Annotated in this window: 14 protein-coding genes; 3 read left to right on the top strand and 11 right to left on the bottom strand. The window is 72.1% G+C overall.

What is annotated here, in order from left to right:
* Positions 1 to 39: 39 nt before the first annotated feature.
* Positions 40 to 810, top strand: a complete 771-nt coding sequence (locus tag ACIQWX_RS23820; protein ID WP_400874855.1) for an SH3 domain-containing protein — start codon at positions 40 to 42, stop codon at positions 808 to 810.
* A 132-nt stretch (positions 811 to 942) separates the two neighbouring features.
* Here the strand turns inward: ACIQWX_RS23820 and ACIQWX_RS23815 are convergent, their stop codons facing one another.
* From ACIQWX_RS23815 to ACIQWX_RS23805, 3 genes are all read right to left on the bottom strand, one after another.
* Positions 943 to 1608, bottom strand: coding sequence for a hypothetical protein (locus ACIQWX_RS23815; protein WP_400874852.1), 666 nt, complete (start codon positions 1606 to 1608; stop codon positions 943 to 945).
* Positions 1605 to 2864: a hypothetical protein gene (locus tag ACIQWX_RS23810; RefSeq protein ID WP_400874848.1), complete on the bottom strand. Its 1260-nt coding sequence runs from the start codon at positions 2862 to 2864 to the stop codon at positions 1605 to 1607. Before ACIQWX_RS23810 ends, ACIQWX_RS23815 begins: the two co-directional genes overlap by 4 nt.
* Before the next feature lie 110 nt (positions 2865 to 2974).
* Positions 2975 to 3511, bottom strand: coding sequence for an ArsR/SmtB family transcription factor (locus ACIQWX_RS23805; protein WP_400874845.1), 537 nt, complete (start codon positions 3509 to 3511; stop codon positions 2975 to 2977).
* A 75-nt stretch (positions 3512 to 3586) separates the two neighbouring features.
* Here ACIQWX_RS23805 and ACIQWX_RS23800 point away from each other — a divergent pair, with 75 nt between their 5' ends.
* Entirely contained in the window at positions 3587 to 4795 is a 1209-nt protein-coding gene (locus ACIQWX_RS23800; RefSeq protein ID WP_400874842.1) for an MFS transporter, read from the top strand.
* Here the strand turns inward: ACIQWX_RS23800 and ACIQWX_RS23795 are convergent.
* From ACIQWX_RS23795 to ACIQWX_RS23760, 8 genes are all read right to left on the bottom strand, one after another.
* Positions 4771 to 5121, bottom strand: a complete 351-nt coding sequence (locus tag ACIQWX_RS23795; protein ID WP_400874839.1) for an MmcQ/YjbR family DNA-binding protein — start codon at positions 5119 to 5121, stop codon at positions 4771 to 4773. The genes ACIQWX_RS23800 and ACIQWX_RS23795 overlap by 25 nt on opposite strands.
* An 18-nt stretch (positions 5122 to 5139) precedes the next feature.
* Positions 5140 to 5646: a GNAT family N-acetyltransferase gene (locus ACIQWX_RS23790; protein ID WP_400874837.1), complete on the bottom strand. Its 507-nt coding sequence runs from the start codon at positions 5644 to 5646 to the stop codon at positions 5140 to 5142.
* The gene (locus ACIQWX_RS23785; protein WP_400874834.1) at positions 5639 to 6883 is read right to left on the bottom strand and encodes an MFS transporter; all 1245 of its coding nucleotides are present in this window, start codon (positions 6881 to 6883) and stop codon (positions 5639 to 5641) included. The genes ACIQWX_RS23790 and ACIQWX_RS23785 overlap by 8 nt, the downstream gene beginning before the upstream one ends.
* An 8-nt stretch (positions 6884 to 6891) precedes the next feature.
* On the bottom strand, positions 6892 to 9069 hold the full coding sequence (locus ACIQWX_RS23780; RefSeq protein ID WP_400874832.1) for a YcaO-like family protein: 2178 nt from the start codon (positions 9067 to 9069) through the stop codon (positions 6892 to 6894).
* An 82-nt stretch (positions 9070 to 9151) separates the two neighbouring features.
* Positions 9152 to 9286 (bottom strand): hypothetical protein, encoded by a 135-nt coding sequence (locus ACIQWX_RS23775; protein WP_400874830.1) that lies wholly within the window; start codon positions 9284 to 9286, stop codon positions 9152 to 9154.
* Between the two features lie 262 nt (positions 9287 to 9548).
* Complete coding sequence (locus tag ACIQWX_RS23770) at positions 9549 to 10979, bottom strand: DUF1996 domain-containing protein (RefSeq protein WP_400874828.1); 1431 nt, start codon at positions 10977 to 10979, stop codon at positions 9549 to 9551.
* A 541-nt stretch (positions 10980 to 11520) separates the two neighbouring features.
* Positions 11521 to 12420, bottom strand: coding sequence for a hydroxymethylglutaryl-CoA lyase (locus tag ACIQWX_RS23765; RefSeq protein WP_400874826.1), 900 nt, complete (start codon positions 12418 to 12420; stop codon positions 11521 to 11523).
* Positions 12420 to 13628, bottom strand: a complete 1209-nt coding sequence (locus tag ACIQWX_RS23760; protein ID WP_400874825.1) for a CaiB/BaiF CoA transferase family protein — start codon at positions 13626 to 13628, stop codon at positions 12420 to 12422. Before ACIQWX_RS23760 ends, ACIQWX_RS23765 begins: the two co-directional genes overlap by 1 nt.
* 115 nt (positions 13629 to 13743) lie before the next feature.
* Here ACIQWX_RS23760 and ACIQWX_RS23755 point away from each other — a divergent pair, with 115 nt between their 5' ends.
* Positions 13744 to 14538 (top strand): IclR family transcriptional regulator, encoded by a 795-nt coding sequence (locus ACIQWX_RS23755; RefSeq protein WP_400874823.1) that lies wholly within the window; start codon positions 13744 to 13746, stop codon positions 14536 to 14538.
* The last annotated feature ends 66 nt before the right edge of the window (positions 14539 to 14604 follow it).

The following is a 14604-nucleotide window of genomic DNA, read 5'->3' as shown; positions in this document are numbered from 1 at the left end:
CGCCATTCTGTCCGCACACCACGACTGGAGGACGGACAAATGAGAATTCGGATCGGGAAGCGTGCGGCGGGCGTCGTCGGCATCGCCGCGTCGATCGTGCTGGTCGGCGCCACCCCGGCCCTGGCCGCGACGGGCACCGTGCACACCGACTCGGGTGCGCCGCTGACCGTGCGTTCGGCGCCCAGCACGAGCGCGGGCTCGGCGGGCACGGTCGCCGACGGCACCGCCGTGGACATCGACTGCCAGACCACCGGCGAGACCGTCACCGGCAAGTACGGCACCAGCAACATCTGGGACCACGTGCCGGGCGGCTACATCACCGACACCTACGTCTACACCGGCTCCGACGGCCGGATCGCGCCGGACTGCACCGACGTGCCGACCGTCCCCGCCGACGTGTGTTCGACCTCCGGGCTGGGCGACCCGAACACGTGCGCCCAGGCGGTCACGAAGGCGAAGTCGCGGGTCCACACGAGCTACGACTCGTCCTACGACGGCTGGTGCGACCGCATCAACGCCCAGAACTACGGCTTCACCGCGAGCGGCTCGACCACGGCGTACGTGCACTGGACGCAGATCCCCAGCCAGTACAAGCACCCGAACAGCACGGACGTCCCGGCGGGCGGCCTGGCGTTCTTCTCCAACGGCGGCGCGGGCCACACGATGATCTCCATCGGCGGCGGCAAGTTCCTGTCGAACGACATCAACGGCGCGGGCACGTACACGGAGACGACGATCGCGCAGATCAAGAGCAAGTGGGGCCAGACGTACCTCGGCTGGTCGCAGCCGTGGTTCAAGGTGAACCACTGACCCGCTGAAGCGGGAGCGGGTCTCGCCGGCTCTAGGGGCGGCGAGACCCGCCTGGTCGCCCGGCCACCGACTCCGACGCGCGGCCCCTGCCCACCTCCCTCGGGCAGGGGCGGCGTCGGGTGACCGTCGCCGCTAGGTGACCACGCCCTCGATGTCGCCGTCCGGGGTGCGGCACACGCAGGACACGCCGACCGGCAGGGACTGCACCATCGGGCACGTGCCGAGCTGGGTGACGCACTGCGTGCCGGTCGTCGGCGGTGGCGTGCTTCCGCCGTCGACGATGAGCACGACCACCACCACGACCACGGCCGCCACCAGGAACGCGGCCAGGCAGCCGAGCGGCTTGGCCAAGCCGGAAGTCTTCGCCGGTGTGCCGGCGGCGGGGCCCGGGCGCCAACCCGGCGGGTAAGGCCCCGGCTGCGGCCGGGCCGACGGCGTGCCGGGCTGGGCCGAGGGCAGGCCAGGCGCAGCCCCATACGGCGCCTGCCCCGGCTCGGCCGGCGGCGCGCCGAACTGTCCTGGATGCGGCGCCTGCCCCGGCTCGGCCGAGCGTGCGCCGAACTGTCCCGGATACGGCGCCTGCCCCGGCTCGGCCGGCGGCGCGCCGGACCATCCTGGGTGTGGCGGCTGCCCGGGCGTGCCCGGCGGAGGCGTCGATCCGGCGGACCCCCGCCACTTCTCCGCGTACCGCCGACCCAGCTCGGCCTCGACCGCCTGCCGGCGAGCCGGCGAGAGATCCCCGCTGCGCACCAACGCCTCCAGCTCCGGCAGCGGCATCCCGGCGTAGTCCTCGGTCACGGCTCGTTCGCCTCCATACCCAGCAGGCGGTGCACCCGGGTCGGCGACAGCGGGGCGAGCCGGAACCCCTGCAAAGTGTCCACCGTGCTCCGCAACGACGCCGAATTCTGCTTCAGCACCCGCAGCATCGCCACCAGCTGCAGCGTCATGATCTGAATGCGCGCGTTGTCGCGGAAGATCTCCAATGCGGGCAGGATCGCCCGCGTTCCTTCGGCCTTCTCCCGCATTTCCCGCACTTCTCCGAGGTACTTGTCCCATTCGCGATCGATTTCGCGAAACGCGGCTTCGCGGTTGCGGATGTCGTCCAGGACCTGTTCGCGCATCGCGGCCGGGACGTTTTCGCCGCGCAATCGTTCTTCGAGCGCCCGCTGCTCCGCCCGGGTCTGGTCGACCCGGTCCCGTGCCTCGCGGTGCAGCTGGTCGAGGTCGCCGCTCAAGGCGAAGCCGGCGACGTAGCCGATCACGAAGTCCGTCAGCTCGTAGATGACGATCGCGTTGCCGAACATCATGTCCGACAGCCGCTGCGCCGACTGCTCCCGCTCGATCCGGCTCAGGATGCTCTGGTTGAGCGCGCTCAAGAACTCCACCGTCAGCCGCAGCGACTCGTACGAGACGTGCATCCGCTTCTCCGTCTGCACGAGCCGGTACGCCCATTCGCGCTCGGCGTAGCCCGCCGGGAGGACCCGGACCGCGGCCTCGACGTCCTGGTAGCGCTGGTTTTCGATGTGCTCGGCGACCTGCTCGATGACGGTCCGGATCCGCGCGTGCAGCCCGGCGACGTCGGCGCGCACCTGCTGGTCGATCGCCGGGTTGCGGCCGATGTTCGCGCTCAGCAGGTCGGTCACCTCGACGCTGTGCCGGGCCCGGACCGCGAGCACCTGGGTGATGTGCCCGTCGAGCATCTGCCGGATCGCGCCCAGCGCGCTCGACCGCTGCACCCGCTCGACCGGGTCTTCGGCGAGCGCTCGGTCCGGCGCTTCGACGAGGGCGTGCAACCGCTCGGCCAGCGCGAGGAGCCGGGGATCGTTGTCCGCGCCCGCGTTCCGCAGCTCCCGGGCGACGGCTTCGCGGCACTGCGCCGATTCCGGGTGCTGTTCCAGCAGTTCCACGCTGCGCGCGACCTGGCCGCCGTACCGGCGGGTGATCGATTCCCGCAATGCGCGGGCGCCGTCGGTCACGGCTTCGCGCGCCGAATCCTTGACGCCTTCCAGCAGGCCTTGCACGAGCACGCCCACGATCAGGCTGATCGGGTCCATCCGGACCACCTCCGAGCGGATTGTCCTGCTCGATCCATCGGAGGTAAGGGCGTTCCCGTAACGATTCCGCCGTCGTCAATCGGAATCGGAAAACGGCGCGACGCGGAAATTCATCGACGTTCCGGGTCGACCAGGTGGTGCAGCACGAAGATCCCGCCGATCGCCGGCCGGTCACGGCGTTCGTGGTCGGTGGCCACGTACTCGTCCAGCACCGCCAGGATGCGGCGGTCCAGCTCCTCGATCTCGTCGGGGGAGAGGTGCAGCAGGAACTTCTCGTGCACCGCCACCGACTCCGGCCCCGCCGCCCGGATCTCCTCCTGGAAGATCTCGATCGGCGCGAACCGCGTCTCCGCGTCGGCTTCGGCCAGCGGCCCGTCCAGCCACCACGTCTCGCCGTTCGACCGGTACGGCTTCTCCAGCGCTCCGCTCGCCCCCGTGCGAACCGGGGCCGGCTCCAGCAGGCCCGCCGCCACCAGCTGGCGGACGTGGTGCAGGACCGTGCCCGGGTCGCGGTCGAGGCGGTCGGCCAGCTGCTTGTTCGTCAGCTCCTCGACCAGGCACAACCGCATGATGCGCAGCCGCAGCGGGTGGCCGAGGGCCTTGGCCTCCTCCGGCGTCGCCGGGCGCCGCCGGCGGGGTTCCGTCATGAGCGGAGCGTAGTCCATCGATGGAATAGCGTCACATCGATGGAGAAAACTCCATCGATGTGCGATCCTCCATCCATGACCACCGCGTTTTGGCGGCTGTGGACGGCCGCCGGCTTGTCGAGCCTCGCCGACGGCGTCCTGAAGGTCGCCCTGCCGCTCATCGCGGTCGGCTACACCCGCGAGCCCGCCCTCGTCGCCGGGCTCGCCTTCGCCTTCAGCCTGCCGTGGCTGCTCCTCGCGCTGCCCGCCGGCGCGCTGGTCGACCGGCTCGACCGCCGCCGGGCGATGCTCGCCGCCAACCTCGTCCGGGGCGGGCTCCTCGCCGTCGTGACGCTGCTGACCGCCTTCGGCGCGGGCTCGATTTGGGCGCTCTACGTCGCCGCCATCGGGGTCGGCTGCGCGGAGACCGTCTACGACACCGCGGCGCAGTCGATCGTCCCGCAGGTCGTCGGACGCGCGGAGCTGCCCCGCGCCAACGGCCGGATGTTCGCCGCCGAGCAGACCGCCAACGAGTTCGCCGGGCCGCCGCTCGCCGGCGTGCTGGCCGCGGCCGGGGTCGTCGCCGCGCTCGTGACACCGGTGGCGCTGTGGGCCGTCGCCGTCGCGGCCCTGCTGCTCGTGCGCGGCGAGTACCGGATCCCGCGCGAGAAGCGCACCAGCCTGCGCGCGGACATCGCCGAAGGACTGCGTTTCCTGGTGCAGCACAAGGTTTTGCGGACCTTCTCGGTCATGGTCGGCACGTTCAACTTCGCCACCGGGGCGACCTTCGCCGTCCTCGTCCTCTACGCGGTCGGCCCCGGCTCGGCGATGGGCCTGTCCGCGCCGGCGTTCGGCCTGCTGATGGCCACGAGCGCCGCGGGCGGGCTGACCGGGTCGCTGCTCGCCGAAGCGGTCGAACGCCGCCTGGGCCGCATCCGCGCGTTGTGGATCTCCTGGCTCGCGGGCGGGCTCTCGGTCGGCACGCTCGCGGTGACCGCGAACCCGTACGCCGTCGGCGCGGGCTTCTTCCTCGGCGGCGTGGGCATCATGGTGTCCAACGTGGTCATGGTGTCGCTGCGCCAGCGCCTCACGCCGGACCGGCTCCTGGGCCGGCTCAACAGCAGCCACCGCCTGGTCGCGTGGGGCACGAAGTCCCTCGGCGCGCTCGCGGGCGGCGCGATCGCCCAGGTTTCGGGGCTGCGCACGGTGTTCGTGGTGATGGCCGTGCTGGCCTTCGCCGTCGTGGCCGGGCTGCGGGTGGTGACCGAGGAGACGCTCGCTCAGAGCGAGTGCGCCTCCGCGTAGGCGTTCCAGACCTTCTTCGGCACGCACATCCGCCACGCGTCGAGGACGAGTTCGCGCATCTCTTCGACGTCGATCGCCGCGAGCCGGCATTGGACCCACTGGTAGCGCAGGTCGGACGGCTCGGGCATCAGGAACTTCTCCGGTTCGCCGGCGACCAGGGCGTCCCGCTGGTCGCGCGGGTAGCCGAAGCCCATCACGGTCTCGTCCCGCGACAGCGCCACGAACACGATCTGCCCGACCCGGAACTTGGGCCGGTCCCGCACGACGGCTTCGTAGGCGCGGGGGAGCGTCAATGCGAACGCGCGGACCTCGTCACCGGTGACCATGCCGGTCAGTAAACCGCGTCACGCCCGGCAAGTCTCGCCACGAGACCGAACGGGCAGTGACAAAGCGAGCAAGTCGACCGAACCCGGCGTGAGCGCCCCCACCCGTTCCCAGCCCCACCGCCGGTACATCTCGTACGCCGGCGCCGCGGTCGCCGCCGCCAGGACCGCGACCGGCTCGGAACGGCCGGCGAGCAGGTCGCGCAGCAGCCCACCGCCGTGTCCCCGGCCGCGCAAGCCGGGCAGCACGGCGAGTTCGTAGACGTAGAACAGCGGCGTGCCGGCCAGTGACCGCGGTGCCGGCGACGCGGCAGCCGGGTGCCACCAGCCGGCTTCGCGACCGACTCCGTAGGCGAACCCGCCGAGTTCGTCACCGACGCGCACGGTCGTCACGGCGAACTCCGGCAGCCGCGAGTGCCGGGCCATGGTTTCGCGGAAGCGGGCGGCGTCCGCGGCGTCCTCCCGGTACGGCGGTTCGCGGTAGACCGAGAGGTAGGCGCCTTCGAACTCCGCCAGCGGGTCACGCATTCGCCGCCTCCTCGGCCCGGGCCGCCCGCGCCGCGACCGGCTCCAATCCTTTCAGGACGGTGAACGCCAGTGCGCAGCACCCGGCGAGCACGAGCCACGGCAGCCACGCGCTCCCGGCGAGCAAAGCGGTGAACGTGACCGGGGCGACCACCCTCGCGGCGCCCCACAGCAGCTCTTCCAGGCCGAAGTAGCGCCCCCGCAGGTGGGCCGGTGCCAGCGCGACGGTGAGCGCGCTGCTCGTCGGCGCCTGCAGCAGCTCGGCGGCGGTGAACACCGCGGTCGCCACCGTGAGCACGACGAGGGCAGCACCGGGCACGACCTGGGGCACCACCGCGAACAGCGCGAACGACAGGACCCACACCGCGGCCGCGACCTGCAGCACCCGCGGCTTGCGGTGCCCCTCCAGCCGGCTCGCCACCACCGTCTGGCCGACCACCACCAGCACGGTGTTGAGGGCGAACAGGACTCCGGGCTGCCACGAAGGCAGGCCGAGGGTGTCGATCACGTAGGCGCTGAGCAGCACGGTCAGCGCCAGGTCGCAGAGGGCGAACACGAAGACGGTCACCAGCACGCGCCGGAAGGCCCGGTCGGCGAGCACGGCGCGGTAACCCCCGCGGGCCGCCCGTTCGAGGGGTGGTGGCGCGGGAGCGGCGGCGGGTCCCCGCCACGACGCGACCAGCCCGGCCGCGACCAGGAACGTCGCCGCGTTCGCCAGGACGATCGCGGTGTAGCCGCCGGTTCCGCCCCAGGCGACGAGCAGGCCGCCCGCCAGGCCACCCGCGCCGATGCCGACGTTGCGCAGCGCGCGGTCCATCGCGTACCAGCGGGCGCGCTGGCCGTCGTCGGCCACCTGCGCCACGAGCGCGCCCGACGCGGGCCAGAACAACCCCTCGCCCCAGAAGGTCAGAGCGGCGAGGACGATCAGCTGCCACAGGGATCCCGCGACGACGTAGCCGGCGAAGGTGAACACCCGCAGCAGGTTCGCGATGACGACGACCCGCCGGGCACCGAGCCGGTCGACGAGCGGGCCGGCGAGCGGCCCCGCGGGCAGTGCCAGCAGGGCGGCGGCCGACAGTGCACCACCGACCGCCGGCAGCGGGAGGTCCTTCGCCGCGTGGAAGTACACGACCGCGAACGGGAGGAACAAGCCGGTGCCCAGCGCGTCGACGGCCTGCGCGGCGACCAGGGGCAGCCGGCCGCGGGTACGCGGCAGGCCGAGCAGTTCGGTGACGGCCATCGCGACCCTCACGCGTGCGGGAGCGGGAAGGTGTTCAGCCGCTCTTCGGTCAGGGGCCGGGTCCGCCAGCCGAGGTCGACGGCCGCGCGGCGGATCCGGCCGTCGCCCCAGTACGGCAGCCCGGCGGGGAAGTTGGAGACCAGCCCCGGCACGATCGTGTGCGCCGCGTGGAACCCGGCGGCCGCGACGTCCCGGGTGGTGAGGTCGACGCTGATCACTTCGAACCCGCGCTCTTCCACGCGTTCCCGGTAGGCCTTGAGCCGTCGTTCGCCCAGGGCCGGCAGACCCTCCCACGGGCGGACCGGCAGGTCGCGCACCCACGGAGCCACGCGCGTCGCGGCCCGCGGGTCGAGGTAGACCTGCTGCTGGCACAGCAGGTCCACGACGTCGCGGAAGTCTTCGCGGTAGGAGTCGAGGTAGCGCCGGTCGGCGCGGTGCGGCTTCAGGTTGGCCAGGTGCGGCAGGTCCGCCTGCATCCCGGCGAGCTCGCGCTCGTCGTCGAGGGCGAGGCAGGTGTGCTGCAGGGTGAACCCTTCGGCGAGGGCCTTCTTCGCCGCTTCGAACGCGTCGGGACGGGTGGCGAAGCCGATGGACAGCCAGCGCCGGACGCGGTCGAGCACGGCCGCGGCGACGATCGGGACGCCGAACTCGTTGTCCAGCGGGATCAGCGTGACGTCGTAGGTGTCGGCGGTGTCGGCGATCAGCGCCCGGATTTCGGCCGGGACAGCAAGCCGGGGCAGCCGCGGGGTGTTGGCCCACCACAGCATCGTCGTGTCGCGTTCGAGCACCTCTTCCAGCCCGGACGTCACGGCGTGTTCCGCGCTGGTGCCGCCGGCCAGCCCGGCGATCAGGGGATCGGTGAACCGGCCGCCGTCGGCCTCTTGCGAGACGAGGCAGGCCGGGATCCAGACGACTTCCCCCGTGGTGTGCGAGAACGCTTCGATCCACGCGCATTCCGTTCCGGGCGTCAGGGGCGCGAAGGGGAACCCCGGCGAGGCGTACTGCCTCGGCGAGTACAGGTTCAGGCGGCGCGGGTCGAGTGCCGGGACGCCTTCGCGGCACAACTGCAGGTAGCTGGCGCGCCGGATCTCGCGTTCCGGGGCCAGCCAGCTGCCGCAGTAGCGTTCGATGGCCTCTCCGATCGCCGAGTCGCGGGCGGCGTCGAAGTCGTGCCAGGACGTGCCGAACGCCTGGCGGTCGTTGGGCCAGTCCACGACGCGGCGCATGTCCGCGACGTCCACGGCGCACACCCGCAGGCGCGCGGGCATGCCGGGGGCCGGCGGGAGTTCGTGGACCGCGGTCACGATGCCGGTCCGGTCGTCGACGAGCAGGTCCGGCCGCGGGCCGCGGGGTTCGACCGGGCGGGGGCGGTCCGGCACCGGCAACACGGGCCGGGGGAGCACGTTCAGCCGGACGGGGTCGATCTCGAGCTCGCCGGCGGTCGTCTCGGTGGGCTCGCCGGCGAGCCAGCGTTCGAGCTGGACGGCGAGCACGGTCAGCATCCATCGGGCGTCGCCGGGCCGGAACCGCCGGCCGGACGGCGGGTCCGCGGTGGCGAAGGCGTCGAGCACGCGCGGATCGAGCGCCGCGGACCGGCGCCGGGCGAGGACGTCGGTGAAGTCGGGTCCGGTGCCGCCGGGCGTGATCGCGGGGCCGGCGATGCCCTGACCGCGTTCGCAGCGGAACGGCAGCAGGCGCAGGCCGCGGTCCGCGCAATACGCGTCGAGGGCGGTGAGTTCGGAATACGCCGGATGGGTGAACGCGGCGACGACGACGGTGTCGGCCGGATCGATGGGGAAGGGGCCGTCGAAGCCGGAAAGGGTCTCGACGCGGGCGTACCCCGCCGGCGCGAGGATCCGCGCGAGCGGCGCGGTGAGCTCGGGTGTGCCGGCGATGAGAACGGTGGTCGAGGCGGCGCGCCGGGCGCCGCCGGCGGCGGTGACGGGGCGGAGGCTGCCGTCCTCCTCGAGGACGTCCAGCACTTCCGCGTACTCGGGGGCCATCCCGGCGAGCAGCTCGGCGCGGGTGCGGGTGCCGTCGCAGCGCGCGATCCACGCGCGGAACTCCGCGGTCGGTGCCGCGATCGAGTACTGGCCGCCGTTCGGCGTGATGAGCAGGCACAGTGCCGGCTCGAGGTCGTGGAGCTCGACCCCGGTCAGTTCCAGGCGGACGTCGTCGGAAGGCATGGCGGACCCCTTGTCGGATACGGCCGTGCCGCGGCCCCGGGGGTGGGGCCGCGGCACGTTTGCGGCAGGACGGGCGATTCGGCTACTTCGCGGAAGCGCGGTTGTGGACGACGGCGCGGTTGTGGACCACGGCGCGGTTGTGGACGACCGCGCGGTTGTGGACCACGGCGCGGTTGTGGACGACGACGGCGGCGGGGCGCTCGAAGGTCGAGATCAAGGTTTCCTCCTGTGTGTTGTGGAGTGTCGCCGGTGTGGATTCCGGGACGGGGTGACGTGAAGAAGTCTGCGGTCCGGGCGTGCACCGTGACGTCTTCTGGAATGCGGTCCGCACGACCGCGGCCCGCGTGCCTCACGGACGGGGCGTGCGGAATGCACGGGTCCGGACGTGACGACCACCCGCGCCCGCGCGCGAGAGCGCCCCGCCACCCGCAAGGGGTGACGGGGCGCTCGGCGTTCGTGTCCTGGTTTGTCCTTTGTGGTCAGGCCCGGCAGGTCCTGCCGCGGTTCACGCAGTTGACCAGCCCGTTCATGATCCGCTGCGACATCACGTTGGCGAAGTCGTCGTGGTCGGAGAACGGGTTGTGCTTCTCCTGCGGGAAAGCGTCCACTTTGTACTGCTTCTTGACCTGGATGTCGTGCGGGATGTCGTAGGTCAGCGAGATCTGCAGCTGCGGCACGGCCTTGAACCCCTTGGCGCACCGGCCGAACTGGTCCGGGAACACGATGTGCGTGCGGTGGTTGGCGCTGTCGGTGTTCTTGCCGTCCCAGCAGCTCGGGAACGTGTGGACCCGCTTGACCTTGCTGTTCTGCGGGCAGATCGGGTACTTGTCCGTGACGCGGTTCTCGAACCCGGTGCACGTCCAGCTCGCCCGGGCGTTGGCAGGCCCGTTGGTCGAGACCTTCGCGTCGCCGTAGAGCACGCGCAGGAACTTCGGCATCGCCACGACCTTGCCGACTGGGCTGCCGCGGAAGGTGATCTGGACCTTCTGCGGGCGCAGGATCTTGCCGTCGTTGCCCGGCAGCTCGTTGTTCTCGTCCTGCTCGGGCAGCGCGCCGCCCGCCGTCGTGCTCGGCGGCGGGGTGGGCGTGCCGGTGTCCTTGCCCGGCTTCGGCGCGCACGGCGCGAGGCCGCCGAGGTCCTGCGGCTTCGGCGCGAACCGGCCGATGATCGTGGCGATCCGCTCGAGGATCGCGGCGCGCCGGTCCTTGAGCGGGTTCAGGATCGCGTTCTGGACGAAGTTCGCGCCGCCCTGGCCCTGCGTCTGCGCGACGCGCTGGTTGGCCTCGTCGGTCTGCGTGTCGAGCTGGTCGAGGTTGCTGTCCACCTCGGCCATCGCCTGGTCGGGAACGTCGGCGAGCTTGCTGGCGACGTCCGGGCAGGCGACCTGGACGGTCTTGGCCTCCTGGTCGGCCTGCGCGCGGTCGCCGTCGGGCTTCTTCGCGGGCTCGTTCTTCTCCTCTTCGCCGGTGTCGATGCGCACGACCGGCCAGAAGTAGGCGGACTTGTCGCCGTTGCGGCACGTGGTGCCGGCCCGGGCGAGGCTCTTGTTGTTCGAGTCGGCGTTCGTCGAGAGGTTGCCGACGTAGTCGTGCAGGTGCTGCGCGCCGTTGCGGACGCCGGGCTGGGCGATGAAGTTGTCGGGGTTGAAGTGGCCGTTTTCGTTGCGGCCGCAGTCGACGGTGAAGGTGCCGGTCGACGCGCCGTAGACCGGGCGCGGGTCGAACTGGTTCGGCTGGACCTTGAGGATGTCGACGAAGAACGCGGGGTTCGCCTCGTCGGCGCTCGCTTCACCGGTGTTGCCGGTGGTCGTCGCGACGACGATGCCGCCGACCGCGATCGCGAGGGCGAGGCCGCCGGTCGCGATCTTGGTTCTGCGGGAAATGCGATGGCGCCCTTGGGTGCGGGACATGGATCCTCCGGGGTGTCGGGCTGGCGGGAACGCGCGACACTGGCGGTGCGAGCCCAGGCTCGTACCCACCAGGTACTGCGTCGGCGGGGACGGAACGATCCCCACACCGGCCACCGACCCGACATCGGTGGGTGCGCGGCCACCTGCCCGTGGCCACGCCGTCAACCGGCTGGTTATCGTTCCGTGATGGAAGCTACACCGGGGTTTGACACCGGGCAAGAAGAGATTTCCGGCAATTACGAGCCGTCATTCCGGGTTCTCGTCTGCGTAGTCGTGTGCAGTCGCGAAAACGTGGGAGAAATCGACGAAGAATGGCGGACGCCGAAAAAGCGGGCGCGACGGCCCGCGACTGGATCACGCTGGATCGCCGCGCGTGTCCCTCTCCGGCTTGCTCGGGTGTGCGGCCATCCTGGGCCCCTGACCGGGGCTTTGTCCAGCTCCCGGGACTGTGGTGAAAAACTTTGAACCGACCTGAACCCCCGTACGTATCCCTGGGTGAGACCTCGAGAATGCCCATCGATCGAATGCCGCGGCGGACTTGTCAGCGCAGCGCCGCCGGCACCGCGGGAATCGCCGCGAGTGCCGAATCCAACCGGTGGCCGACCGCGATACCCACCTGGTCGCGCAGCGCCGCCAGTTTGTCCACGTCGATGCCCGTCGCGATGCCTTCGCGGTGGAAGAAGTCGACCAGGTCGTCCGTCGCCACGTTGCCCGACGCCCCCGGTGCGAACGGGCAGCCGCCGAGGCCGCCCAGCGCCGCGTCGAAGCGGCGGATGCCGAGCGTCAGCCCTTCCCACGCGTTGGCCGCCGCGCGGCCGTACGTGTTGTGCAGGTGCAGGCCCAGCGGGACGTCCGGCAGCTCGTCGCGCACCGCGGCGACGGTCGCGCGCAGCTGGCCCGGCCGGGCCGCGCCGATCGTGTCGGCGAGGTGGACGACCCGCGCGCCCAGCTCGCCCAGGCGGGCGGCCACGTCGGCGGTGCGGTCGGGGTCGGTGTCGCCGTCGAACGGGCACACGAACGCCGTCGCCACCGAAGCTTCGACGGCCACGCCGGCTTCCGTGAGCAGTGCGGCGCACGCGGCCAGGCGGTCGAGTGCCGCGTCCGTCGGGACGCCCGCGTTGGCGACGCTGTGCCCGTCGCTGGCCGAGACGACCAGCCGCACCGAGCGGGCGCCGGCCTCGATGGCCTGGCGCGCGCCGCGTTCGGTGAAGACGAGGGTGTGCAGGACGGCCGGGGCGTCCAGCAGCGTCTTCAGCACTTCGCCGGTGTCGGCCATCTGCGGCACCCGGCGCGCGGAGACGAACGACCCGACCTCGAGCGACCGCACGCCGGCGTCGACGAGCCCGCGCGCGAGCCGCACCTTTTCGTGCGACGGCACGGTGATCGGCTCGTCCTGCAGGCCGTCGCGCAGCACGACCTCGGTGAGGAGGACTTCGGTCATCAGATCACTCCAGACTCGCGGAGACGGGTGACCGCCTCGCCGGTGACGCCGAGCTCGGCGAGCACGGCCTCGGTGTGTTCGCCCAGCTCCGGCCCGAGGGCGCGGGTCCGGCCGGGCCGCTCGGTCAGCGCCGGCACGATGCCGGGGAAGGTGACTTCGCCCTCGTGGCCGGGCACCCGGTGCCGCTCGTGCATGCCGCGCGCCTCGAAGTGCGGGTCCTTCGCGATGTCGGCGGCGGTCAGGATCGGTCCACACGGGACGGACGCCGCGCGCAGCACCGCCTCGGCGGCCTCCTGGGTCAGCGTCGCCGTCCACGCGCCGATGGCGTCGTCGAGCAGAGCGGCGTGGGCGACCCGGCCGGCGTTGTCCGCGAACCGCGGGTCGCCGGCCAGGTCGGCGCGACCGACGGCGTGCATGAGGCGGCGGAAGATCGCGTCGCCGTTGCCGCTGACCACGATGTACTTGCCGTCGGCGCACCGGTAGGTGTTGGACGGCGCCACCCCGGGCAGCGCGGAGCCGGCCGGCTCGCGCGTGACGCCGAACGCGTCGTAGTCCGGGAGCAGCGACTCCATCAGCGAATAGACGGCTTCGTACAGCGCGACGTCGACCACTTCGCCGGGGTTCGCGCCCGGCTCGCGCTCGCGGCGGAGCAGGCCCATCAGCGCGCCGATCACCGCGTAGAGCCCGGCGACGGAGTCGGCGAGGCTGACCCCGACCCGCGTCGGCGGCCGGTCGGGGTAGCCGGTGAGCGCGCGCAGGCCGCCGATCGCCTCGGCGACGCCGCCGAAGCCGGGCCGGTCGCGGTAGGGGCCGGTTTGGCCGTAGCCGGAGACGCGCACGACGACCAGCCGCGGGTTGAGCGCCCGCAGCTCGTCCGGGCCGAGGCCCCAGCGTTCGAGGGTGCCGGGCCGGAAGTTCTCCAGGAGGACGTCGCTGCGCGCGGCGAGCGCGCGGACGAGGTCCTGGCCTTCGGGACGGCGCAGGTCGACGGTCACCGAGCGCTTGTTGCGGCCGAGCGCGCGGAACAGCAGAGATGTGTCGCCGTCGTGCAGCCGCCAGCGCCGGAGCTCGTCACCGGTGCCGGGGCGCTCGACCTTGACGACGTCGGCGCCGAAGTCCGCCAGCAGCCGGCCGGCGGTCGGCGCGGCGATGAAGCCGCCCAGTTCGACCACCCGGATGCCGGCGAGAGGACCGGTTTGCTCACTCATGCCCGACTCCAAACCACTATGTGAGTTGCAAACCCAGAATACGGGCGAGTGTCAAAGAGTCAACAGCGCGGAGGCTGGATAGACTGTGCGGCACACCACGGCACGGGGCGGGGCGATGGCAGAGGAAGAACGCAGCGGCACGACGCCGGTGCTGGTGCTGAGCAAGTTCAAGCAGATCCTCGAGTCGTTCACGATCGACAACCCCGAGCTGACGCTGCAGCAGATCACCCGGTCGACCGGCCTGCCGGCGAGCACCTGCCAGCGGCTGGTGCACAACCTGGTGCGCGAAGGGTTCCTCGACCGCTACGACGACACCTACCGCGTCGGGCTCGGCCTGGTCCGGTGGGCGGCGCCGGGGACGTTCGGCCTCGACCTGGTCCGGCTGACCCGGCCGGTGCTGCAGCAGCTGCGCGACGAAACGGGCGAGACGGCCTGCCTGTACGTCCGCGACGGCGCGTACCGCACGGTCATTTCACTGGCGGAGTCCCGGCACCCGGTGGTTCGGCTGTTCGTCGTCGGCATGGTGATGCCGCTGCACGCCGGTTCGGCCGGGAAGGTGTTCCTGGCCTGGGACAAGCTGGCGGTCAAGGACGCGATCGGCCACGGCCTGGCCCGGTTCACCCCGCGCACGGTCGTCGACATCGACCTGCTGTCGGAGCAGCTCGGGCAGATCCGCGAGGCCGGCTACGCGGTGAGCTTCGAGGAACGCGACCTCGGCGCGGCGTCGCTGAGCGCGCCGGTGTTCGGGCTGAACGGCGAGGTCAGCGCGGTGATCGGGGTCGGCGCGCCGACCCAGCGGTTCACCCCGGCCGACGTGCCGAGGCTGGCTCCGATCGTCGTCGAAGCCGGGCGCCGCGCCTCGGAGCGGCTCGGGTACCGGCCCGGCGTGGAGCGCGTCGCCGCTCTCTGATCCGGCCGGCTGTCCGGTTCGTGCCCGACACTGCCTTGTTGCCCGTTGACGCGTCCGGACCCGGGT

Origin of the sequence: Amycolatopsis sp. NPDC098790 (assembly GCF_044759945.1) — a bacterium.
Classification (GTDB): Bacteria; Actinomycetota; Actinomycetes; order Mycobacteriales; family Pseudonocardiaceae; genus Amycolatopsis.
Note: the sequence above shows the minus strand (reverse complement) of the source record. Positions and strands in the feature narration are given on the sequence as shown.

Bases quoted from the DNA above. Each gene is read 5' to 3' on its own strand.
- ACIQWX_RS23770 (WP_400874828.1), bottom strand. From the start codon at position 10,979: ATGTCCCGCACCCAAGGGCGCCATCGCATTTCCCGCAGAACCAAGATC.
- ACIQWX_RS23790 (WP_400874837.1), bottom strand. From the start codon at position 5,646: ATGCGTGACCCGCTGGCGGAGTTCGAAGGCGCCTACCTCTCGGTCTAC.
- ACIQWX_RS23805 (WP_400874845.1), bottom strand. From the start codon at position 3,511: ATGACGGAACCCCGCCGGCGGCGCCCGGCGACGCCGGAGGAGGCCAAG.
- ACIQWX_RS23765 (WP_400874826.1), bottom strand. From the start codon at position 12,420: ATGACCGAAGTCCTCCTCACCGAGGTCGTGCTGCGCGACGGCCTGCAG.
- ACIQWX_RS23810 (WP_400874848.1), bottom strand. From the start codon at position 2,864: ATGGACCCGATCAGCCTGATCGTGGGCGTGCTCGTGCAAGGCCTGCTG.
- ACIQWX_RS23760 (WP_400874825.1), bottom strand. From the start codon at position 13,628: ATGAGTGAGCAAACCGGTCCTCTCGCCGGCATCCGGGTGGTCGAACTG.
- ACIQWX_RS23795 (WP_400874839.1), bottom strand. From the start codon at position 5,121: ATGGTCACCGGTGACGAGGTCCGCGCGTTCGCATTGACGCTCCCCCGC.
- ACIQWX_RS23755 (WP_400874823.1), top strand. From the start codon at position 13,744: ATGGCAGAGGAAGAACGCAGCGGCACGACGCCGGTGCTGGTGCTGAGC.
- ACIQWX_RS23780 (WP_400874832.1), bottom strand. From the start codon at position 9,069: ATGCCTTCCGACGACGTCCGCCTGGAACTGACCGGGGTCGAGCTCCAC.
- ACIQWX_RS23800 (WP_400874842.1), top strand. From the start codon at position 3,587: ATGACCACCGCGTTTTGGCGGCTGTGGACGGCCGCCGGCTTGTCGAGC.
- ACIQWX_RS23785 (WP_400874834.1), bottom strand. From the start codon at position 6,883: ATGGCCGTCACCGAACTGCTCGGCCTGCCGCGTACCCGCGGCCGGCTG.
- ACIQWX_RS23820 (WP_400874855.1), top strand. From the start codon at position 40: ATGAGAATTCGGATCGGGAAGCGTGCGGCGGGCGTCGTCGGCATCGCC.